This is a genomic window from Vandammella animalimorsus (assembly GCF_002288875.1).
Taxonomy (GTDB): Bacteria; Pseudomonadota; Gammaproteobacteria; order Burkholderiales; family Burkholderiaceae_C; genus Lampropedia; species Lampropedia animalimorsus.
Genome location: NZ_NTBH01000003.1, coordinates 177,046 through 198,685, shown reverse-complemented (window position 1 = coordinate 198,685; position 21,640 = coordinate 177,046). Strand labels below are relative to the sequence as shown.

14 protein-coding genes and 1 pseudogene are annotated in these 21,640 nt (G+C 61.9%); 8 read left to right on the top strand and 7 right to left on the bottom strand.

Going from position 1 to position 21,640, the window contains the following annotated elements; translation table 11 throughout:
* Positions 1-43 precede the first annotated feature (43 nt).
* Both CLI93_RS06395 and ccsB read left to right on the top strand, forming a co-directional pair.
* Positions 44-2,275 (top strand): cytochrome c biogenesis ResB family protein, encoded by a 2,232-nt coding sequence (locus CLI93_RS06395; RefSeq protein ID WP_172424249.1) that lies wholly within the window; start codon positions 44-46, stop codon positions 2,273-2,275.
* The gene (gene ccsB, locus CLI93_RS06390) at positions 2,272-3,588 is read left to right on the top strand and encodes a c-type cytochrome biogenesis protein CcsB (RefSeq protein WP_095542113.1); all 1,317 of its coding nucleotides are present in this window, start codon (positions 2,272-2,274) and stop codon (positions 3,586-3,588) included. The genes CLI93_RS06395 and ccsB overlap by 4 nt, the downstream gene beginning before the upstream one ends.
* Positions 3,589-3,604: 16 nt before the next feature.
* Here the strand turns inward: ccsB and CLI93_RS06385 are convergent, their stop codons facing one another.
* Positions 3,605-3,769 carry a LysE family transporter gene (locus tag CLI93_RS06385; protein ID WP_095542112.1) on the bottom strand — a complete coding sequence of 55 codons (165 nt, stop codon included), beginning with the start codon at positions 3,767-3,769 and terminating at the stop codon, positions 3,605-3,607.
* 942 nt (positions 3,770-4,711) lie between these two features.
* Here CLI93_RS06385 and CLI93_RS06380 point away from each other — a divergent pair.
* From CLI93_RS06380 to CLI93_RS06365, 4 genes are read left to right on the top strand one after another with little or no spacing between them, the layout of a single operon-like run.
* Positions 4,712-5,842, top strand: a complete 1,131-nt coding sequence (locus tag CLI93_RS06380; protein ID WP_172425532.1) for an FAD-dependent oxidoreductase — start codon at positions 4,712-4,714, stop codon at positions 5,840-5,842.
* A gap of 12 nt (positions 5,843-5,854) precedes the next feature.
* Positions 5,855-6,475: a hypothetical protein gene (locus CLI93_RS14795; protein WP_143326027.1), complete on the top strand. Its 621-nt coding sequence runs from the start codon at positions 5,855-5,857 to the stop codon at positions 6,473-6,475.
* On the top strand, positions 6,472-7,230 hold the full coding sequence (locus tag CLI93_RS06370) for an aldo/keto reductase (protein ID WP_095542109.1): 759 nt from the start codon (positions 6,472-6,474) through the stop codon (positions 7,228-7,230). Before CLI93_RS14795 ends, CLI93_RS06370 begins: the two co-directional genes overlap by 4 nt.
* Complete coding sequence (locus tag CLI93_RS06365) at positions 7,227-8,117, top strand: EamA family transporter (protein WP_143326029.1); 891 nt, start codon at positions 7,227-7,229, stop codon at positions 8,115-8,117. Before CLI93_RS06370 ends, CLI93_RS06365 begins: the two co-directional genes overlap by 4 nt.
* Here CLI93_RS06365 and trfA read toward each other — a convergent pair.
* Together trfA and CLI93_RS06360 are read right to left on the bottom strand one after the other, a co-directional pair.
* Positions 8,100-8,391: pseudogene (gene trfA / locus CLI93_RS15540) on the bottom strand (plasmid replication initiator TrfA). The gene CLI93_RS06365 and the pseudogene trfA overlap by 18 nt on opposite strands.
* A gap of 380 nt (positions 8,392-8,771) precedes the next feature.
* Positions 8,772-9,422: a LysE family translocator gene (locus CLI93_RS06360; protein ID WP_095542107.1), complete on the bottom strand. Its 651-nt coding sequence runs from the start codon at positions 9,420-9,422 to the stop codon at positions 8,772-8,774.
* A gap of 228 nt (positions 9,423-9,650) precedes the next feature.
* Between CLI93_RS06360 and CLI93_RS06355 the strand changes: the two genes are divergently transcribed.
* A complete protein-coding gene (locus CLI93_RS06355) occupies positions 9,651-10,640 on the top strand; it encodes a LysR family transcriptional regulator (RefSeq protein WP_095542106.1) in 990 nt (329 codons plus the stop codon).
* A 78-nt stretch (positions 10,641-10,718) separates the two neighbouring features.
* On the opposite strand, the gene mltA is transcribed toward CLI93_RS06355, so the two are convergent.
* Complete coding sequence (gene mltA, locus CLI93_RS06350; RefSeq protein WP_095542105.1) at positions 10,719-11,894, bottom strand: murein transglycosylase A; 1,176 nt, start codon at positions 11,892-11,894, stop codon at positions 10,719-10,721.
* Between the two features lie 376 nt (positions 11,895-12,270).
* On the opposite strand from mltA, the gene CLI93_RS06345 reads away from it, so the two are divergent.
* Positions 12,271-13,038, top strand: a complete 768-nt coding sequence (locus tag CLI93_RS06345; protein ID WP_095542104.1) for a YiaD family glycine zipper/OmpA-like lipoprotein — start codon at positions 12,271-12,273, stop codon at positions 13,036-13,038.
* 49 nt (positions 13,039-13,087) lie between these two features.
* Here the strand turns inward: CLI93_RS06345 and CLI93_RS06340 are convergent, their stop codons facing one another.
* From CLI93_RS06340 to CLI93_RS06330, 3 genes are all read right to left on the bottom strand, one after another.
* A complete protein-coding gene (locus tag CLI93_RS06340; protein WP_095542103.1) occupies positions 13,088-15,133 on the bottom strand; it encodes a DEAD/DEAH box helicase in 2,046 nt (681 codons plus the stop codon).
* Positions 15,134-15,135: 2 nt separating this feature from the next.
* Positions 15,136-16,872: a DEAD/DEAH box helicase gene (locus tag CLI93_RS06335; protein WP_095542102.1), complete on the bottom strand. Its 1,737-nt coding sequence runs from the start codon at positions 16,870-16,872 to the stop codon at positions 15,136-15,138.
* A 79-nt stretch (positions 16,873-16,951) separates the two neighbouring features.
* Positions 16,952-21,622 carry a YhdP family phospholipid transporter gene (locus CLI93_RS06330; RefSeq protein WP_172425530.1) on the bottom strand — a complete coding sequence of 1,557 codons (4,671 nt, stop codon included), beginning with the start codon at positions 21,620-21,622 and terminating at the stop codon, positions 16,952-16,954.
* Positions 21,623-21,640 lie beyond the last annotated feature (18 nt).

Sequence of the window (21,640 nt, the reverse complement as noted above, 5' to 3'; positions counted from 1 at the left end):
CGGCAAGGGCGCAGACTGCATCGCGCGCTCTGACTGGCCAGCCATGCCAACGCTCCCTGCCCCCCTGCCTTCCCCGCCTCCCGCCACGCCACGTCCCAGGCTTGCGCCGCTGCTGCAAGTGCTGGCCTGGCTGCTGCTGGGCGCGGTGCTGCTGCCATTGATCGGCATCGCTGCCTTGCTGGACAGGTGGCTGCCACAGCGCCTGCGCACGCTGCGCCAACGTCTTTGGGCCGAGCTGACCTCGATGCGCTTTGCCGTTGCACTGCTGCCTTTCATCGGCCTGGCCGCACTGCTGGGCACGCTGCTGCCGCAACGCGAATCGGCAGAACACTACCTGCACAGCTGGGGCCCCTTCTGGGGGACGCTGCTGATGCGCCTGCAATTGCACGACGTGTACGGCGCCTGGTGGTTCATGGGCTTGCTGGGCCTGCTGCTGCTCAGCACCAGCGCCTGCGTGCTGCGCAATGCCCGCCCTTACCTGGCCGCCATGGGCGACTACCGATTGCCGCTGCGTCCGCAACAACTGCGCAGCCTGCCCTGGAGCGCCCAAGCCATGTGCGCCGGCCATCCCAGCGATCTGGCACAGCACATGCGCAACAGCCTGCGCCAGCGCGGCTGGCAGGTGCAAGTGCAACAGCGCCCAGCCCAGCCACACCCACATCAGGCCGAGGCCCCGGCCGAAACCGACTACTGGCTGCTGGCAGCCAAGCAGGGCGCTGCAGGCCACCGGTTGGGTTACCTGGCCACACATTGCGCCATCGTGCTGATCTGCCTGGGCGCGCTGCAGGACAGCAGCCTGGCGCTGCGCACCCACGCCTGGCGGCAAGGCCAAAGCCCTTGGCCCGGCCCGGTAGGCCTGCAGCCCGAGCAGCTGCAGGCCATTGCCAGCCCGCACCGCCTGCCCGCCGCCAGCCATGCGTTTCGCGGCCATCTGCGCCTGGCCGAGGGCGAGCGCAGCGCGCTGGCCCTGCTCGAAAGGCAGGCCGCCGGTTATTTCGTGCAGCAACTGCCCTTTGCCATCGAGCTGGAGCATTTCGAGATCGCACGCCATGCCAACGGCCAGCCGAGCATGTTCAGCAGCCTGGTGCGCATCCACCGGCCAGGCAGCGCGGCCAGCAGCCAACATCGCATTGCCGTGAACCAGCCCTTGCGCCTGCAAGGCATCGACGTCTACCAGACCGGCTTTGAAGAACACCGCTCCGAGCTGCGCCTGCGCCCGCTGGGCCTGCAACGGCCCGTGCCCGCTGCCCCGCTCAACGCCCACAGCGGCGATGCCCTGGCGCTGCCAGCCTGGCCTGGGCTGGCTGGCTACCGCCTGGAGCAACTGCGGCTGCACACTGGCCTGGAGGACGAGCCAAACCAGCCCCAGACGCCACCCGGCCCGGCCATCCAATACCGCCTGCGCAATGCAGCAGGTCAGGCCATTGAAGGCCGAAACACCATGCAGGCCCTTGAACTGGACGATGGCGTACCGGTGTATCTGCTGGGCGTGCGCCGCGCTCCAGATCAGCCCTTTACCTACCTGCGCCTGCCACAGGACGAGCTGGGCGGCCTGGACAGCATCCTGGGTCTGTTACACGGCCTGCACGACCCCAAGCAGCGCCAGCGCGCCGCGCAGCGCCATGCCCAGCACCACCTGCCGCCCCAGGCCAGCGCCCAAACGCGCGCTGAGCTGCAGCGCTCTGCCAGTCATGTACTGGCCTTGTTTGCCGGGCAAAGCGCTGACGGCGCGACCAGCGTGGCCGGCCTGACCGCACTGGCCCAGCTGACGCAGCGCCAGACTGGGCCTGCGCAGCAAGAGGCTGCCAGCCAGGGCCTGCTGCAACTGCTGTCGCAACTGCTGTTGAGCATGCTGCAGCAGCAACGCCAGGCCGCAGGGCTGCCGCCCATGCCGCCTGACAGCGCCTATACCGACGCCTTTTTGCGCAGCGCCATACTGGCTCTGGACGCCGCCCAGGACTACCCCGCGCCGCTGTTCTTCATGCTGGAGGACTTCACGCCCCGATACGCCACCATCCTGCAGGTGAGCCAGGCGCCAGGCCGCGGCCTGGTCTACGCCGGCTGCCTGCTGCTGGTGCTGGGCCTGGGTCTGCTGCTGTTCGTGCACGAGCGGCGGCTGTGGATCTGGCTGCAGGCCGCGCCTGCAGGGTGCAGCCAGGCTACCCTGGGCATGAGCTGCCCGCGCGCCGGCCCAAGCACCGGGCAGGACTTCGACCAGCTGCGCCGCCTGCTGCTGCAAGCCTTTGCCGGCCCGACCACGACCAAACCCGAATGACCCCTGCCGACCCCACCCCCAATCGCCCATCCAGGCCGATGGCGCAGGCCCGCTGGCGCAGCGCCCTGTTCGCGCTGTGCGTGGGCGCAGCCTGCGCGGCCATCTGGCTGCAACACGGCCGCCAGATGGCGCTGGCCGGGCACGCCCTGCTGCTGGGCCTGGCAGTGCTGGTCTTTGCCCTGGGCCAGCACTGGCGCAGCTTGCAGGCTTTGGCGCTGGCCGTGGCCGTACTGGTTCTGCCAGCCATGGCCTTGCTGGGCAGCGACGATCCGCTGCTGCACCAACTGGCGGGCAACCAGCGCTACGTGGCCGGCATGTGCCTGCTGCTGGGTCTGGCCACGCTGCTGCACTGGCTGGCCCTGTGGGCGCGGCGCAGCAGCGCCGCGCTGCAGCGTTGGGGCTCGCGCCTGGCCTGGGGGGCGTGCGCCCTGGGCATGAGCGCCAGCCTGCTGCGCTGGCATGAAAGCCACGGCCTGGGCCCCGGCATGGGCCATCTGCCCATCGGCAACCTCTACGACGTGCTGCTGCTGTTTTGCTGGCTGACCACGGCGCTGTACCTCTATGGCGAAAGCCGCTGTCGCAGCCTGCGCCAGATCGGGGCCCTGGCGCTGGGCCTGGTCTGCGCCGCCGCCGGCCTGCTGCTGTGGCATGGCGCGGCCCATCAGGGCCATGCCATCGGCCCGCTGGTGCCGGCCCTGCAAAGCCATTGGATGGCCTTGCACGTGCCCACCAACTTCATCGGCTACGGCTGCTTCACGCTGGCCGCCGCGCTGGCTTTTGCCTGGCTGCTCAAACACCATGCCCAGCAGCGCATCAGCCCTGCGGCGCAAGCGTTGCTGTGGCTGCTGGGCATAGCCCTGTGCCTGGTGCCGCTGCTGCTGGGCAGCATGCGCTCCATGGGCTTTGACCAGCCCCACTTCTGGCTGCTGTGTCTGGGCTTGGCCATCGTGCCGGCCAGCGCCATCATGGCCTGGCGCGGCCCCGTGGCGCAGCGCCTGCCCAGCCTGGCCTTGCTGGACACTTTGCTCTATCAAAGCATTGCCTTGGGCTTTGCTTTCTTCACGCTGGCCACTGTGCTGGGCGCGATCTGGGCCGACCAGGCCTGGGGGCGCTACTGGAGCTGGGACCCCAAGGAAACCTGGGCGCTGATTGTCTGGCTCAACTACGCCAGCTGGCTGCACAGCCGCATGCTCAAAGGCTGGCGCGGCCCCTGGCTGGCCTGGTGGGCGCTGCTGAGCCTGGCGCTGACGGGCTTTGCCTTTCTGGGCGTCAACCTGCTCATGGGCGGGCTGCACAGCTACGGGCGGCTGTAGCGATCAGCAGGCGGCGCTACCCCGGCTGACCGCGCGCCACGAACAGCAGCGACACCCCCAGCAGCAACAGCAGTGCGCCGATCACGCCATCGACCCAGCGCTGGCGCGCCAGCAGCGCGCGGCGCATGGCTGGGGCGGAGAAAAACAGCGCCACCACGCTGAACCAGACGATGTGCGCCACATAGGAAGCTCCTTTCTATGATGGTACTTGTTGAGGGCCTTGAGAGACCTGCTCCGGTGAGTGCTTTCGGGGTGGACGATCAGGACGGCGGGGACAGCCGACACAAAGGGTTTTCGGCATGGAGACCACACGCGGAGCGCAGTCCGCAGGACGAGCGCCGAACAGGCGACACCCCCTTTGGGCTGACTGAAGCTGTCATACATTCCACAAAACCCGAAAGCAACCGGGGCAGGGCTAGCCTTTATCAAGTGGCACCACAGTAAGCCATGCACTGACACCGCGGCAGCCTCAGGCCCGCCAGGGCCGCAACCAGCAACCCAAAACTCTTTCTGGGCTGGCCTCTGCCCAGGCCAGCACTAACTGAGCAAGTAATGCCGCCAGGCGCCCCCCCAAGGCGGTGGGGAAAGGGCCTGCTCTCTCCCAGGAGGTCGAGTTCGAGCCGCGTAACGGCGGACAGGGGGCGGGCACGCCCCCGCGAATAAGGCCGAGGCATAGGCCATCTGTCACGAGAGGAAGCGACTTTGTGAATAAATCGAAGGGGATTTGTCACAGTGAGACTCCTATTTGTGGATAATTGCAGCGTTGTTCGCTCAGACCTTCATTCTTCATCGAGTTCTGGGCATCTTATCCACAAGAAAGTGTCTTTGGCTTCCTGTTGACTTTGACATATGATCTTGACTCCATTGAACCATCTAGGTCATCTGCCACATAACGAGTTGGTTTATGGGCAAGTGCTTTTGCCAGCATAATATTTGACCTATGTACTACGGTCGGGACTTTATTAAAAATAAAGAAAGCACTCGCCACCTGTCTGGGCACGTCAACACAGAGTGATAAATTTCCTAGAAAAACTTATCTAGACATCAATTATGCGCAACAGTTTTTCTTTCTGCGATGACATGCTCATTGCTCCATTTATTTCAACGGCGTTTATTGAGAAAAATGACCAAAAAATATGACATCATCATCGTAGGGGCTGGAGCGGCTGGGTTGATGGCAGCTCTTAAATTGAGTCAACTTGGCCTTTCTGTTGTTGTGTTAGAACAAAAGTCTTTACTTGCATCAGGCCCATCCACACGAAATGAAGGATGGTTACATAGAGGCTCTTATCACGCAATATCAATTCGCGATCGGATAAATGCGTTACAGGTTGCTCAGCGCTGTATATACGGACACGAGCAATTGAGAAGGTTTGCTCCAGAGGCCATTGAAGATGCTGATAAAAATCCTATAGCTTTACTCAGGGATGGAAATCGCTTAAATGATGTAATCAGCCGCTGGGAAGAAGCTGACGTCGCTTTCAAGCAAATATCTTCAGAAAAAGCAACACATCTTGTACCAAGCGGAGACTTTTCCAGAGCCGCTGCCTTATTCGAGGTGAAAGATGTTTCGATTAATACCAGACTTCTTTATAGAAAGCTATTCTCAATGGCTAAGGCCATAGGTTGCAAATTTCTTATAAACCATACAATAGTTCGAAGCGAGGGATTAACTCTTGACGTAGAAGACCCCTTCGGAGAACGCCTATCTTTAAGCGGTCAGCGTATCATTTATACAACAGGCGCAGGAACCAAGTCTATATATTCCAAACTTCATAATTTCGAGATACCAATGCGTTATTGGAAAAGTCATCTAGTAGTTACTAGGCGACTTGCTCCAATGGGCATTTTTTATCTTGACCCACAAGAAGCAGCAATGATGCACCATGGCGAATTTTCCGTCATAGGATTCAACGAGGACGCAATTCTCTGCGAAAGTCCTAGCTACGATGTTATTCTTAGTAGGGCAAAAAATTTGCGCCAAGGAATCAGCCGCATTTTCCCAAGTTGGAACGACCCATCATCAATGGATATATCCTGCGTCAAAGTTGACCTTCTCGATCATGAAAATACCGCTCGATCTTTAAATGTAGCGATTCAAGAGCCAATTCCAGGTCATATCATCGCATTACCCGGAAAGCTCACAGAAACACCGTATTTAACTGATGTTTTGGTTTCTATGATTCATCATGAAATAGATGATAACCAAATATCTCCGAGGCCTTGTGATAATTACTCCCAAACCACACCCTAGCATAGGAGTTTCATGATGGCTATTAATCTCCATATACTGGATAAGGCGCGGATAGCTTCTGGTTTGCTTTCATTTGATGAAATTATAGCCTTATCATCTCATAACACAATTTATGACCCATTCTCCACCCTGATATCTAAGGGGATTTCCATAGGAAGTGGCAATGTGATCTACCCTTCTACATGCCTCTTACTCGAAGGGGATGCCGTGTTTAAAGTAGGAGAGAAAAATATATTCTATCCAGGCACATCAATATCTGCCACTTATGGCGACATCATCATTGGGGACGGCAATCAGTTTGGTGAAGGTGGATTTGTTGCTAAAACGAATCGAGCAAAATCGCATATCACTATTGGATGCCATGGCCGCTATCTTGGCGGTGTATCCGTCTTTGGAGAGAGTCAGCTTGGAAATGGTTCACAAATACTCGGAGCCATTACCGTCGACAACTGTTATCTTGAGGCAGGAGGATCTTTTAATGACAAAAGGCCAGATCAACGTGCTGGTGTGCTGAAAGGCCAGGGTTATGCACGCAATTTATTCGTCCCCAAGGGGCATGTAATCTTTGCCCAAGGCGATTTCGAAGCCGCCTCAATGAAATCTCAACTTTTCTACCACCCAAACACAGCATGAGTCCGACAAGCATAGAGTTAGGGCTTGGGTTACTCTCTATAGGCCGTCATTGGGGGGTACGCAATGCACCTCCACCACCACATGAGGTAGCGCTACGGCTTCTACAGAGAGCCATAGCATCGAATATTCGCTATTTCGATACAGCTCCTGCTTATGGAGATAGTGAGAAGATTCTCGGCACATTTCTATCAGAGCTTCCCAAGAAAGAGCGTAATCAGATTATCATTTTAACCAAAGTTGGTGAACTATGGCAATCTGAAAACCGGACAACTCAGGTCTGTCACAAAGCAGATAAAATGCGCCGCAGCATCGACTTGAGTTTGGAACGACTAACGAAAATTGACGTCCTGCAAATTCACAAAACCAATCCTGAAGTTCTACGCTCAACGGATTTATTAAAATCTATACAATATGCAAAAGACCTTGGAATTTCATCGTTTGGAGCTTCCGTTTCAGATTTGCCAACTGCAGAACTAGCCATTCAGACTGGATTATTCGAATGGCTTCAATTTCCTTTTAACGCAAACAATATCATATTCTCAAACATCTTCCATAAACTCGCCAAGAACAATATGAAGGCATTGATAAATCGCCCGCTTGCCATGGGGCAATTAGCCGCCCCCGATCAAATTAAAAGAGCCTTCGCATTCATATTGAATTCACCCCTCCCTACAGGAAGCGTCATATTAACAGGAACAGGATCTCCTATGCATCTACAAGAAAATATAGATGCTTTTTCTCGTTTGACATCGTGAATTGGATAGGTTTTGGCATTCTCGCCGGCGTGGTTCTTGGTCTGTACGATTATTGGACAAAGAAAGCAATGACCGGAAATATGGTAATAACGATCGTTTTTTGGTCGTCACTATTCGGCGCGCTAGCTTGGCTAGTCGCATTTTTACCAATTACTGAAGGAACAAAATTCCATATCCTATTATCTGACACCAGCATAAATGATCAAATAATAATTCTTCTAAAAGGAATCATGATGACGGGTAGTTGGCTACTCGCTTACTATTCTGTACGTGAGCTGCCAATGTCTTTTTCAGGAGCGATGCGCGCCTCAGGCCCCTTATGGACAATGATAGGTGGAGCAATCGTCTTTCAAGAATTCTTGACGATTTTTCAGCTTTCTATTATCTCAATTACTATTGCAGCCTACTTTTTTCTTTCGCAGCTTGGCCAAGCTGAGGGCATTCGAATAATGCGTTCTGGGCCTGTGTTGATGATGCTTCTGGCCACAATACTCTCTGCAATGACGACAGTATATGACAAATTTATTATCCATGAACTTGGAATATCATCAGTAACCGTTCAAGCATGGTCTGCTATTCACCGCCTTCTTTTGTCGGGACTGCTTCTTGTATGGGCCGGCCATAATAACCCGGAAATTTATAATCCTAAATGGTCTTTTTGGATTCCACTCGTTGGCTTGTCATGGGTAGCTGCAGAGTGGATATACTTTTTAGCAATTAATGACCCAAACTCCAACGTCACCTATTTATCAGTTTTTCGCAGAATCAGCCTAGTTATTGGATTTCTGCTTTCCGCAATTCTAATTGGAGAAAAAAATGTAAAACAAAAATTTTTCGTTGTGGGGATTCTTTTTCTCTCCACTGTAGCCCTAGCTCTCCTGGCCTAAAATAATTATTCGCAAATTTGATTTGGTCATCTTTTGACAGAAACGCAACCTTGACAATCTGCGCTGCTTGCACCTCAGCGCATGCTTTTTAACGGTCTGCCACCAGCTTGAAGCTCTCGCATCCGTCGATCCGCACATCTCTTTGAACTTGTCAAGCTCCAATGGGAAAGGGTTACGGTGACTCGATGTAGTCAGCCTGGCGTCGCGCCACAAGAGAAAGATTGTGGTATGCATCCCATACGTGACTGGTAAAAGTGTTGCCTGCAAACAGCACAATCAGGCTCGGGTTAACCCAAACTCGATAGTTGTCGTATCCCGGACTCTTGGATGCTCTGGGTTGCCTGTGAAACAGCTCAGGCTCTTCACTGTACCAAGCCTTTATGGCCTACATGGGTGGCTCTTGAATGCAACGCCGACGCGGCAGCTGGTGGTTGTTCGATGCACATAGCGCTCAACCGACTGGAGCATGTCCTGTCCATCGGTGAAGCGGTGCTCCTGAATACATCCGAGATGCGTCCACCATCCCGTTGGTCTGAGGCGTTCTGGGCCTGCTCAGGCGGTACTCAATGCCCAGCTGCTTGTATTGACCCAGTGAAAACCTGCTCATGGGCGGGCTGCACAGCTACGGGCGGCTGTAGCGATCGGCTGGCTGCGCTAACCCGGCTGGCCACGCGCCACGAACAGCAGCGAAACGCCCAGCAGCAACAGCAGCGCGCCGATCACGCCATCGACCCAGCGCTGGCGCGCCAGCAGCGCGCGGCGCATGGCTGGGGCGGAGAAAAACAGCGCCACCACGCTGAACCAGACGATGTGCGCCAGCGACATGAACAGCCCATAGCCCAGGCTGCGCGCCAGCGGCGTATCGGCATGCACCACCTGGGTATAGACCGCCACGACGAACAGCATGGTCTTGGGGTTGAGGGCGTTGGTGAAAAAGCCCATGCGCCACGCTGCGACAGCGCTCAGCGCCTGATCGGCTGGGGCCTGGCGCTGCTCCTCGGCCGCCTGTGCTGGTGCCGCAGCGCGCCAACTGCTGCGCAGCGCCTGCAGCCCCATGAACACCAGATAGGCCGCGCCCAGCAGCTTCAGCAATGCAAACAGCCAGGGCGAGCGCAGCACCAGCAGCGCCACGCCCAACACCGTGTAACACACGTGCACCTGCACGCCAGCGCCAATGCCCAGCGCCCCGATCACGCCAGTGCGCGGGCCGAAGAGGTAGCTGGTGCGCGCAATCATGGCGAAGTCCGGCCCCGGGCTGATCACCGCCAGCACCGTGATGCCAATCACGGCCAACCATTCATGCATGGCTCGCCCCCTGCCCGCCGCAGCGCGGCGCGGCGTGCGGCGGCTGGCACAATCGCCGCCCGGGCAGCGCCCCAATCCGCTCTTTTTGCCCATTGGGCCGAGACTGTGAACAGGCTCTCATGCTTGCCTGCATTGCGATTCCTCCAGTGATACGAAGGCGCGCAGTATCTGCAGCCCGAGCGCGGAGGAAAAGCGATTTTTACGCCCCTTGATCCGTGCATTTTCATCGTGCTTGGCCCTGCAGACTCCCCGCTCTCGCGCATCCCTCTGGCGGCGCTGCGCTATTTCGATGCTGCCGCGCAGACCGGCAGCTTTGCCCAGGCCGCCCAGCGGCTGCACGTCACCCACAGCGCCGTCAGCCGGCAGATCCGCCAGCTGGAGCAGGCCCTGGGCGTGGCACTGTTCGAGCGGCGCAACCGGGCCGTGTTCCTCACCGCCCAGGGGCGCTTGTTGCATGCCACGACCTCAGCGGCCTTCGCGCAACTGGATGGCGCCTTGCAGCAGCTGCGGCAGCGCCCGGACAGCCAGCGCCTGGCGCTCTCCTGCGAGCCCACGCTGGCCATGAACTGGCTCATCCCCAGGCTGCCCTCGTTTCAGCGCCAATATCCGGACATCTCGCTGCATTTGCTGGCCGCTGGCGGGCCCATTGACCTGCAGCGCAGCGGAGTCGATCTGGCGCTGCGCCGCAACGACTTCGCGTGGGACAGCGCCAGCGTGCATGCCAGCAAGATCTGCGATGAGTGGATTGGCCCGGTCTGCCGCAACCGCCAATGGCCGCGCAGCGGCCTGGCCCAGGCGCGGCGCCTGCATACGGCCACGCGCCCCGATGCCTGGGCCGCCTGGCAGCGGCTGCACACCAGCGGCAGCCACGCGGCAAAGGCAGCACCAACAGTATCAGGGACGACACCCAGCACGCGCCGCGCGCTGCGCCAGGCTTCAAATCCAGCAGACCAAGCGGGCCAGGCGCAGCACTATGAACACTTTTATCTGAGCATCCAGGCCGCTGCAGCAGGCCTGGGGGTGGCCATGGCCTCGGTGCTGATGGTGCACGACGCGCTGGCCAGCGGGCAATTGCATGCGCCGCAAGGGTTTGTTCGCGATGGCTCCAGCTACCACCTGCTCAGCCGCGTGCCCTGGGCAGAGGCCAGCACGGCCTGCCTGCAATTGCGGCAATGGCTGCAGGCCGAGGCAGCCGCCTGCTGCCCACAGCCCACATGAGCGCCTGTTCACGCGCTCCGGCGCCAACCGAAAGCGCACGGCCACACGCGGATTCTGTACAGGCGCGCGCAGCGGCTTTCACGGCAAAGGCACGCCCTTGGGCCACAGCGCCCACAGGTAAAGATCTTGCTTGACGCGCCCGGCCAGCTCACCGGCCTCGGGGCCCCGGCCAGCGAAATAATCGGCGCGCACCGCACCGACGATGGCGCTGCCCGTATCCTGCGCCAGCACCAGGCGCTTTTCGTTGAGCACCGGCCCGGCCGTCATCAGCCAAACCGGCGTGCCATAAGGAATGCTGCGCTTGTCCACAGCGATGGAGCGCCCCGGCGTCAGCGGCACGCCCTGGGCGCCGCGCGGGCCCAGCTCCTGCGCCTCGGGCGGCAGCGGCTCTTCCTTGAAAAACACGTAGCGCGGGTTGCTCCAGAGCATCTCCTGCACCCGATGCGGGTTGGCCTGCACCCAGGCCTTGATGCCCGGCCAGCTGGCATCGCTGATCAGGCGGCGCTCGAGCAGCCAGCGGCCCACGCTCTTGTACGGATGGTTGTTCGTGCCCGCATAGGCCAGCCGCACATGGCGGATGGCGCCATCGGGCTCCTGCAGGATCAAACGGCCCGAGCCCTGGATGTGCAGCACCAGCGCATCCACCGGGTCTTCCAACCAGGCGATTTCGCGCCCGGCCAGGGCCGTGGCCGCGCCCGGGTGGCCCATCTCGATCTGCTGGCGGCTGAACCACGGCCCCTGATTGGCATAGCCTGAGGGCAAGGCATACAACGGCACGCCAAAGCCGCCGCCGGCCATGCGCCGCGCTCGCATCACGGGCTCGTAATAGGCCGTGAGCATGCCCCGGTCGCGCCCTTCAGGCGTGCGCACCAAATAGGGCTGCAAGCTGCGCCGCATCCAGGCGCGGCGCAGCGCATCGTCGGCCGTGCGCAGGGCCTGTACCTCGCCGCAGGCCTGGCGCCAACTGGGCGCAGGCGCACTGCAACTGTGCAGCCAGGCCGCCCAGGCCTGCTCCAGCGCATCCTGCTCAAAACCGGGCAAATCGCCCCATGGCACCGGCGTCCACAGTGCGCCAGGGCGATGCACGCTGGGGCCTATGGGATGGGGCATCAGCACTGGCAGCGCACTGGGCTGGGCCTGCGCGCCAGATTGGGCCGGCACCACCGGTGCCGGCGCCGGCTTCGGGGCGGCGCAGCCAGCCAGCCAGGCAGCCAGGCCCATTGCCAAAATGCCGGGAAAAAAACGTACGGACATGAACAACAACCTGGGCCATCAAGGCCCTCAAATAACGCATGAACTGTGCACCAGCAGCGCCACATCGCAATGCGCACCAGCCCAAAGTAACTTTTTTGCCCGCCGGGCAAAGATTTTGCACAGACTCTGACAACCGTTGACGACACTGGCGCGTTCACGGCATGCTGCGCATACTCAGCGCCCATGGCCTGGGGCCGCCAAATAGCAGGCGGATTATCCATAAGAGCCTGTTAACCATTTCGGCACAAACCAAAATTTGTGCCGCGCTGGGCAACAAGGCTTTATGGGCAAAGCCCATCCCCGGGCCGTTGCCCCTGCACCTAAGAACCTGTTCCAACCACACGCCAATCCGCATCACTTTCTCTGGAGGGAAGACATGACCCCAACCACCACCGCACTGCGCGCCACTCGCCCCCTGCTGGCTGCCGCCGCAGCCGCCAGCCTGCTGCTGGCTGGCTGCGCCAACATGAGCGACAACCAACGCTACACCGCCACCAGCGTCGGCATCGGCACCGCTGCGGGCGCCGTCGTCGGCGGCATTGCGGGCGATGGACGCGGCGCAGCCATCGGCGCCACGCTGGGGGGGCTGGGCGGCTATGTCTGGTCGCAACGCATGGAGCGCCAACGCGCCGAAATGGATCGCGCCATGGCCGACTCTGGCGTGGTCGTCACCCAGACGCAGGACAACCGGCTCAAGCTCAACATTCCCAGCGACATCTCGTTTGACACCAACCGCGCCGAGATCAAACCGCAGTTTGCCCCGCTGCTGGACCAATTCGCCTTCAGCCTGCAGAACAACCCAGGCACGGACATCGTCATCGTCGGCCACACCGACAGCACCGGCAACGACGCCATCAACAACCCGTTGTCGTTCAACCGCGCCGAAAGCACCCGGCAATACCTGATCGCGCGCGGCGTGGCGGCCCAGCGCATCCAGATCGATGGCCGCGGCTCGCACGAGCCAGTGGCCACCAACGCCACGGCCGAAGGCCGCTCGCGCAACCGCCGCGTGGAAATCTACGTCGGTGAGCCGGCCCAGGCCCAGCCCCAGCAGCCACAGCCGCCGCAGTATCAGCCGCAGCCCTACCCGCAACAGCCGCAATACCAGCAGCCGCCCCAGCAGTACCCGCAGTACCGCCGCTGATCGGCCTGCAGCCACCCCAAAGCCCGCCAGAGCCGCCTGGCGGGCTTTTTCATGGCTGTGTTTTTCGCACCTGCGCTCTGCCCGAGTGGTTCAGCGCTTGAGAAAGCAGCGCGCTGGCTGGCTCCGTGGACAGCAGCACCAGCGCCTGCCCTGCACGGGTCATGGCCATATAAAGCTTGCGCATGCGCTCTTCAGTTTCTGCCGCTTTTTGTTCATGGTCATCCGCTGTCCCGTTCTCTGCCGCCGTTGACAGCAAGCTCTCCATGCCCACAAGAAACACCACACCTGCCTCTAGACCTGTGGCCGACTCGACACTGCTCATGCGCAAATATTGCTTCTCATAACCTTTGGGGGGCCTGCGTCTGGTTTGCGTGTTGTTGAACCACCAGACGGCATCAGCGCCCAAACGCCGGCTCAGCTGCGCATACAACGAGGCTGCATGAACGCGGTCGCCATACACAACCAGCATGTCATTGAGCTGCACTCCGGCGCTGGAACATGCAGCATGGATTTCGTTGCCGAGCCTGTCGATCGCATCTTGCATGCTTGCGCAGTGCAGCCAGCGCGGCGGCAATCCCGGCTCCATGCCCGCCATATCAGGTTGTAAATAGTCATCTGGATCACCGCTTGCGCCATGCTGCAATAGCTGGTTGGCCGCACTCAAAATGGCCTGAGTCGTCCGATAGGATCGGCGCAGCTTTTTAGTACGCCCAGCCACCTCAAATCCCACGCTTTTCCAGCTCAAACGGCTTTTCATGAAACCCTGATTCGGATCAGCGCATAGGAACAAGCTGCCATGCTCCTGCAGACTCAAACGCACTGCCTGAAACCACGACGGGGCAAAAAATTGCGCCTCATCGATCAGTATGTGATCCGCCTTCTGCAGCCGATTGTGCTCAGGCGATAGGCAAATCGCCTTTGGCAGGGCGCTCCACAGCATGGCTTTCTCCCCGCAATGGCGCGTCACTGCCTGATGCAAGGCCCAAATAGCCAGCCGTTCCTTCTCGCGCAAACCAAAGCCACGACCGGCCCGATTGGCTTTGCAATAGGCCTGTTCGCTGGTCAACAACGACTCATTAATGAAGTCCAACTCTTGCAGCAGCAAAGAGTTGCTCTGCGTCAGCTCTGGCCAGCAACTGCGGTGTCGGGCAATCAGCATCAAAGCTTCATGAGATGACACACAATGTGGCTCGCCTTGGTACAAGCGCTTCCATTGCTTTCTGGCCCAGGCAAAAAAGGTGCTGATTTGCAAGTTGGCAGGTAACGCACGCCGCATACGTGCCAACTTGGCCTGAATATCAGCCACCACCGGGGCGTTATGGATCAGTAACAGCACCTGCTGCTGCGGGTGCATTTCAGCCAACAGCAATGCCCGCGAAACGGCAATCAATGTCTTGCCGCTGCCTGCAACGCCGTTGATCAGGCGCAGGGAAAAATCTTTGCTGCTGGCCTCTTGTTCCTTGGGCGGCTCCAAGTCCAGCTTGGCAGCCCACTCTTGGTCGTAATCCAGAAAATACTGCTCCAGCGCTGCTGAGTTGTCGCGGCAAAACAGACGTCGCGTTGTTGCAATGGGATGTATGTGCGCCTCTGGAAAATAACGCGCCAGTATGGCCTGTGACTGGCGTGCACTCAGAGGCTCAAGAATGCGCGCGATCAGTTGTGCGCCGCCTGCCTTGAAGGCATCGCGCGACAGAAAAATCACACCACATGACCTGCCCCAATGCGCCGTCAGGTGCTGCACCTGCTGCGTACTGCATTGCCACATCAGCACCAGCTTTTTCAAAGGCCTCTCATCGGGTTCCAACGCATCGTCGGCGAAAGCTTGCAGACCGGCCAGCAAAGTATCGAAAGCCTTGCGCTGTGCATCACCAAACAGCTGCTCTTCAGCCAAGGCGGAAAAGGGCACTTCAGAAATCGCGATGACCAACCAGTCCTGCCCTCGCTGCAGCAAAAAGTCCGGCAACCATTGTGAGCTGTGCTGGCGCGCCAGCGGCATGCGCACCACATGCGCGTCATCAAGCTGGCTCAGTACACGCTTGATTTGCAACGCTTTAGCGCCTGCCATGCCCAGCTTTTCCGGGATAAAGATGGCCATGGCTACAGCACTACCTTTTTGCATTGCGTGAGCAAGTCACGATATTGCTGCACCCACCGCGCAACAGCCGCACTGCTGCAATCGAACGCCCGCGATAGCTCTGGCCCTATCACGACCAGCTTGGTTCTGGCGCGGGTGATGGAAACATTCAACCGCTCGGGCTGGAAAAGAAACTCCGCCATCGTGGCAATGAACAGCGGATCACCACTGGTCAGAGACAGAATTACCACCTCACGCTCCTGCCCTTGCATGCGCTCGACAGTATCCACCACGATGGCACGCGCGGCCTCTGCGCCCCAATGGGCCTTCAACAGGCTGCGCACTGCACGCCCCTGGGCTCGGTAAGGGCTGATCACCGCAATATCTTCAAGGGCCAGCCCCGCCTGTACCAATGCTTTACACAGCTGCAGCACCAGCTGTGCATCACCCTGGTTGATTGTTCGCGCTCGCAGATCACGCGTAGGGATAAAAACCATGGATGCTTCATCGCCCAACACCGGCTGCCACTGCTGTGCAATGGCTGGCAGACTCAAGCAGCGCTGGGCATTCGGCCCGGCTGCACGCAAGCGGCCCGCGTAGTAGGTCGTGCTCGGCCATTGGGTCAACCATTGGTTCATGCGATAGGTTTCATCGAGCATGATCAGGTGATCGGCTTCAGTGGAGGCCAGCTTCGCAAAGACCGAGGCATCGCTTTTGTCGAGCACTGAGCGCGACAAAAGCACGGGCGGTAGCTGCTTTTGATCTCCCACGAACAGATAGCGCCGCCCCTTGCGCATGGCCATCAAAGCCAGCGGCAGTGTCACCTGGCTGGCCTCATCGAAAATGACAGTATCGAAGCTGTAATTTGCCAAGCGCGCTGAGCAAGTGGCAAAAGGTGTCGCACCCACCACGTAGCCCGCTCCCGGCTCTTGTGGCCGCTCAGACCAATCATCCAAACCTTCAACACACTCAATGGCCCTATTCAGCGCTTTACATTGCGTGGCCCGGCCTACTTTGACGACAGGCACACCTTGAGCATGAATGGCATTGAGTGCATTGTTGATGGCCATGTGCGTGTGCGATGTCACCAGCACCCGCTCACCACGCTCCACAGCCATGCGAGCAATCAAACCCAACACCCGAGTCTTGCCTGTGCCTGGCGGCCCTTGGATACAGGCCACATGGTGCGCCGCATGCGCCCAAGACACCGCCTCGGCCTGCTGGCTGTTGAAGCCCTCGCTGTAGGCCACACACAAGCCTTCTTCCATGTCGGCCTCATCAAAGCCGGGCAGCAGTTCACCGGACAGTAAGGGCAAGATCGTCTCCTGCCCCAGCGTCGAAGCCACGATATCTTGCAAAGCCTGCTCGTAATAGGGCGTCAAATCAATGGCATCGGGATCTGCAAAACAACGTCCACCGCTGTAAGCAGCCCAGGCAGCGCCAGCGAATTTGCCACGCAGCAGCCAGCGCTCATCGTCTTCGAGCTCAAAAATCAACCGACTGCAAAGTGGCTCCAGTGCATCGCCTTCATGCAGGCACAGCAGATCGCCTTCGCGAAAGCGCGACTCTGAGGCATCAGGGTAGGCCCACAACGAGCCCGCATCCGGGCCTTGCTCCAGCTTTGCAAAACCCTGCGTCCAGCCCTGTTGCAGCTTTTGCGCCAACGGCCGCTCCCAGATGCGATAAAGCCGCTCATAGGCCACTGTCTGCTCATCCTTGATCAGATGGCGAAGATCGGCAATCAGCGTGTTCGTACCCAAGCAAGTCTCCAGAAGATCGATACTCCCGTCACAAGTGAGACATTATGTAAGAGCCGCGCACCGCTTCGCGCCAAGCCCATCACGGCGCATCGCCCGACTCGGGCTGTGGCTGCGCCGCAGCAGCCGGGCGGGCCAGGCGCTCGACCTGGGGCTCGCTCCAGGTGCCGTGAATGTGAAACTGCCGCGCAGCCGATTCGGCCAGCGGCTTGCTCAGGAAGAACTGCGCCAGGAAGGTGCCTGCGCCCACGGCTGGGTTGATGGCCGTGGCCACGAGCGAGGCAGTCATGGCGTCGAGCTCGGGCACGACCACGACCTGGATGTCCTGCGTTTCGGCCACGAGGTCGGCCACGCCCTCGAGCAGCACGCCGGCATTGACGCCCTTCATCTGCAGGTTGTTGGTGCGCGCCTGGCCGCCCTCCAGCCGCACGTCGCCCTGTATGAAGTCGAAAGCGAAGCCGCTGCTGAACACGTCTCGGAAGTCCAGACTCAAGCGCCGCGGCAAGGCCTGCAGGCTGAGCACGCCCAGCAGCCGCGCCGCGCCGGCGCTGGCCTGCAGGAACTGCCCACGACGCACCTGCAGGTGCAGCGCGCCGCCCAGGCTGGGCAGATCCAGTTTCAGCGGCGAGCCGCTCCAGGAGAGCCGGCCGTCGAGCTGGCCCTGTCCGCCTTGCAGCACGCCAGGCATGCCCAGGCGCGCCAGCAGGCCGCCGGCGTCGAACATCTCCAGCGTGAAGCGCATGTCCATTTGCTTGCGGCCGCTGAGCAAGGCGCTGGGCTGGCCCTGGCGCGTTGCATCGCGCCAGCTGCCCTTGGCGGTCAGCCGCGCCTGGGGGGTGGTCATGGTCAGGTAGTTGATGCGCCATTCACTGGGCGCTCCGGCCTGTACTTGGTTGACAGCCTGCAGGGCTACGCGGCCCCAGTCGCGCCGGGCAAACAACAGGCGTTCGATTTCCAAATCCACGGTCGGCAGGTGCGTCACATCGGCCCAGTTGGGCGTTGCGCCGCTGGGCTGCGTGGGCTGAGGGGCCTGCAGCGTGGCGGGCTTGCCATCGCCCTGCTGCTCGGCCAGCGTGGCGGGCAGCTCCAGATAGGCCACTTTGCCACGCAGCAGGCCGGTGCCTTCAAGGTAGTCCGGGTGGTATTCCAGCGTGCCCTGGGCCTGGCGCGCCTTGAGTCTGGCCACCCAGTGGCGGCGCTCGCCATCGCTGCGGTAGACCTGCGCCTGCACGGCGTCAAAGCCCACCGCCCCCAATTGCAGGCGTGGCAGCTTGGCATACCAAACGTCGGGCACGAAGGCCTGCCAGGCTGGTGGCGTAGATGGCGCGGATGGCGCCATGGCTACGGCGTCAAGGCCAGGCGGCGGCGCATTGGCAGGCGCGGCCTGCGGCTGCGTCAGCGCATGCAGCCAGGGCAGCCAGGCCGAGGCATTCCACTGCGACCAGGCAATGGTGGCGCGCACCCGTGGGCTGATGGGTGCAGGCGCGAAGCTGTTGGGGATGAAGGCCGCCAGGCGGCGTTCATCGGCACTGAAGGCGCCGATCAGCACCTCGCCGCCCAGCACGCGCCAAGCGCTGGCCTCGCTGGTGCTGGCCGGGCTGGCGTCCTTGGCCGCTGGCGCGCTGGCGGCATCGGCCGCACTGGCTGGGGCCGCCAGGCGGTAGCGGGCGTACAGGCGCTGGCCCCATTGCAGTTGCAGGGTTTCCTCGCCCTGCGCCTGCGCCGCTGGCGCATGCCACAGGCGCAGCGGCTCAGCGCTGGCGGCGGGCTTGTCCAGCGGCGCAGGCAAATGGCTGCCCAGGCCTTGCAGATCGCTGGACAGGTCAATGTAGGCGCGCTCGCCCACGGTCTGCACCTGCAACTGGTAGCTGCTCTGGCCGTGCAGGGGCGCCAGCCAGGCCTGGGCCGCGCCCTGGCCCAGCGCCTGGGCGGCGTACTGGCGCAGGCCGTCGGCGCTGAGCTGCCCTTGCGCCTCAATGCGTGTGCGAAAGGGCTGACCGGGCTGCAGCGGCTGTGAGGCCAGCGTCAGCCGCAGCGGCCCGCCCAAAGCCTGGGCCTGCAAATCCTGTGCCGCAAAGCCCTGGTGGGAAAACTGCACGCTGCCTTGCACCTGTTGCAGCTGCGGCACCTGGGGCCACCAGCGCAGCTGGTTGCCCTGCAGGTGCACACGGCCTTGCACGCTGGGCTGCGCCCCGGCCCGCGTTGCCGCGGCCTCCAGCGGGATGTCCAGCTGCAGCTCCAGGCGCGCCGCGCCATCGCCTTGCAGCGTGTCCAGCACATGGCCGGTCATGCGCGCCGCCGGGGTGCTGGCCAGCACGTTGAGCTGGGCCTGCAGCGGCCCTTGGGCCCGCGCCTGCACCTGCAGATGGGCATGCGTCAAGTCATCGATGCGCGCCTGGCCTTCGATCAAGCGCACCTGTGGCGCAGCCTGCAGCTGGCCTTGCCGAACCTGCAGTCGCATTTGCTGGCCTTCGAACACCAGCGTGCCGGCCAGGGCCTGCAAATCCGGCCAGGCCAGCGGCAGCGTGCCCGGCGGCAACAGCGCGTGGGGCAGGTAGCGCAGGGCCACGTCTTCCAGCTCGGCCTGGATGCGAAACAGCGCACCGTCGGCCCTGGCGGCGGTGACCGACCTTGATGCGGCAGCCGCGAAGGGGAATTCGTGCAGCGGGCCGCGCACCTCGAACTGCACCTGGCGCGATCGGCCCTGGCGCACGGCATCGCGCACATAGTGGCGCACGGGCTGCGGGATGCTGCGCGGCAGGTAGCGCCACACGGCGGTGGCATCGGCCTGGCTGAGGCTGGCGCGCAGGTCCAGATGCCCGGGCCAGGGCCCCGGCTGGCGGCCTTTGCGCGGTTTCATCCGGGCCACCTCCTGCGCCGTGGAGTTGCGCCAGTGCAGGTGCAGTTGGCCGCGGGCATGGGCATTGGCCAGCTGCGGCGCTTGCAGCTGCAGCTGCCACAGGCCCTGTGCGTCGCGCTGCCAGTGCAGCTGCGCCTGCAGTTGCTCAATGGGGATGTGGGGCGGCTCAAACAGCCTGGGCAGGCGCACAGCGCCCGAGGCCATGCTCAAGGTGGCCTGGCCTTGCCGGGCATCGGCCTGCAGCGTGCCGCTCAGGCCGGCCACTGCGGCCGGCAGGCGCTCGTCCTGCATGCCCAGCTGCAGCTGCTGCCATTGCGCGCGCAGTTGCCAGTGCCGGGGCCAGTGCTGGGGCGCATTTGCCAGCCAGGCTGGCGCTGCTGGCGGGGATAGCTGTTGGGACTGCTGTTGGGGTGTGGATTGCGCTGCGTTGCCTTGCCAGCTCAGCTCCAGCTCTTGCAGCCGGCCTGTGGGCTGCCAGCGCGCCAGCGCATGCTGCATGGCCTGCCAGCGCTGCCGCCAGGCCGGCGCGGTACGCGCGGCTGTGGGCTGCGGCGGCTGCAGCAGGGCCGCCAGCGGCGCCAGATCCACTTCAGACCATTGCAGCTGGCCCTGGGCGCTGCGCCAGTCCGACCAGTGCTGCCCGGGCGCCAGCTGCAGCGACAGCTGCATGGGGCCGCTGCGCCACTGCCAGCGGCCGCGCGCCAGTTGCATGGGCTCCAGCGTCACATGCCATTGCGTGCCCGGCCCGCCATCCTGGCGCAGCAGCGTCAAGCTGGCCTGGGCCTGCTCCCAATGCAGCCACGGCGGCGCGGCAGGCGCGTCGGCATCGCGCAACTGCCACTGGCCAAGCTGTACGCTGGCATCGGCGCGCGCCAGCTGGCCCTGGCGCAAGCGCAACTGCAGCTGTGCATTGATCTGGCCGCTGACGGCCTGCGGTTGCGCCAGGGCAGACCAGCCCTGCGGCCAAGGCCTGCCCGTTTGCTGGGCCCATTGTTCGGCCCACTGCAAGGCAGTCTGCAAGATGGGTTGCAACTGCTGCACCGGCACGGCCTGCAATTGCAGCTGCCAGCGCCCATCGGGCAGGCCGGGCTGCGCGCCGCCCCAGCTGCCACGCCACTGGCCCTCAATGCGCACGGTCGCCGCGGGCGCATCTTCGGCAGCGTCATGCTCTGCGGGCTGCGGGGCCAGCGACAGTTGCAGCTGGTGCCTGCCCAGCGCCGTGTGACGCAGCTGCCAGTCGATGTGGTGCAGCGCCCAGAGTACCTGGGCCGGGCCAACCTGGCCTGCGGGTTGCTGCTGCCAGATCAGGCTGCCCTGCTCAACGCGCAATTCGGGCTGGCGCTGCAGCCAGCGCCACACAGCCGTCCCAGCCGCCCCGCCAGCAGAAGAGCTGGGCGCGGGCTGCGCCGCCGTGGCGACGTCATCGGGGGCCAGCGCCGGGGCCGCCGCGCTGGCCGGGCTGGCGGCCGCGCTCAGGTACAGCGTCGGGCGGTGCAGCACCAGCGCCGCCACACCCTGACGCCACAGCATCTGCCAGGACAGCTCCACCCTGGCCTGGGGCACATGCAACGCCATGCGGCCGTCGCGCGCGCGGGCCTGCACGTCCCACGCCACCAGGCTGGGCAGCAGCCCGCCGGTCTGGGCCTGCAAGCGGCCCAGTTGCAGCTGCAGGCCGGTGGCCTGGCTGGCGTAGCGCTCCAGCGCCGGGCGCCATTGGTCGATGCGCGGCAGCAGCCACCAGTGCAGCAAGGCCAATGTCAACGCCAGGCTCAATAACAGCCCCAGCAAGGCCCACCGCAGCCAGCGCAAACCCTGGCGCCAGAGCCTACGCCCGCCCCGTTGGGCCGGGCCGGGCGCGCCGGGGCTGGTCGCATCCAAGGGGGGACGATTCATGGGGGCGATTATCAGCCC

Excerpts from the sequence above, each read along its gene's own strand:
- CLI93_RS06395 (WP_172424249.1), top strand. The coding sequence starts at position 44 with ATGCCAACGCTCCCTGCCCCCCTGCCTTCCCCGCCTCCCGCCACGCCA.
- ccsB (WP_095542113.1), top strand. The coding sequence starts at position 2,272 with ATGACCCCTGCCGACCCCACCCCCAATCGCCCATCCAGGCCGATGGCG.
- CLI93_RS06380 (WP_172425532.1), top strand. The coding sequence starts at position 4,712 with ATGACCAAAAAATATGACATCATCATCGTAGGGGCTGGAGCGGCTGGG.
- CLI93_RS14795 (WP_143326027.1), top strand. The coding sequence starts at position 5,855 with ATGATGGCTATTAATCTCCATATACTGGATAAGGCGCGGATAGCTTCT.
- CLI93_RS06370 (WP_095542109.1), top strand. The coding sequence starts at position 6,472 with ATGAGTCCGACAAGCATAGAGTTAGGGCTTGGGTTACTCTCTATAGGC.
- CLI93_RS06360 (WP_095542107.1), bottom strand. The coding sequence starts at position 9,422 with ATGCATGAATGGTTGGCCGTGATTGGCATCACGGTGCTGGCGGTGATC.
- mltA (WP_095542105.1), bottom strand. The coding sequence starts at position 11,894 with ATGTCCGTACGTTTTTTTCCCGGCATTTTGGCAATGGGCCTGGCTGCC.
- CLI93_RS06345 (WP_095542104.1), top strand. The coding sequence starts at position 12,271 with ATGACCCCAACCACCACCGCACTGCGCGCCACTCGCCCCCTGCTGGCT.
- CLI93_RS06340 (WP_095542103.1), bottom strand. The coding sequence starts at position 15,133 with ATGGCCATCTTTATCCCGGAAAAGCTGGGCATGGCAGGCGCTAAAGCG.
- CLI93_RS06330 (WP_172425530.1), bottom strand. The coding sequence starts at position 21,622 with ATGAATCGTCCCCCCTTGGATGCGACCAGCCCCGGCGCGCCCGGCCCG.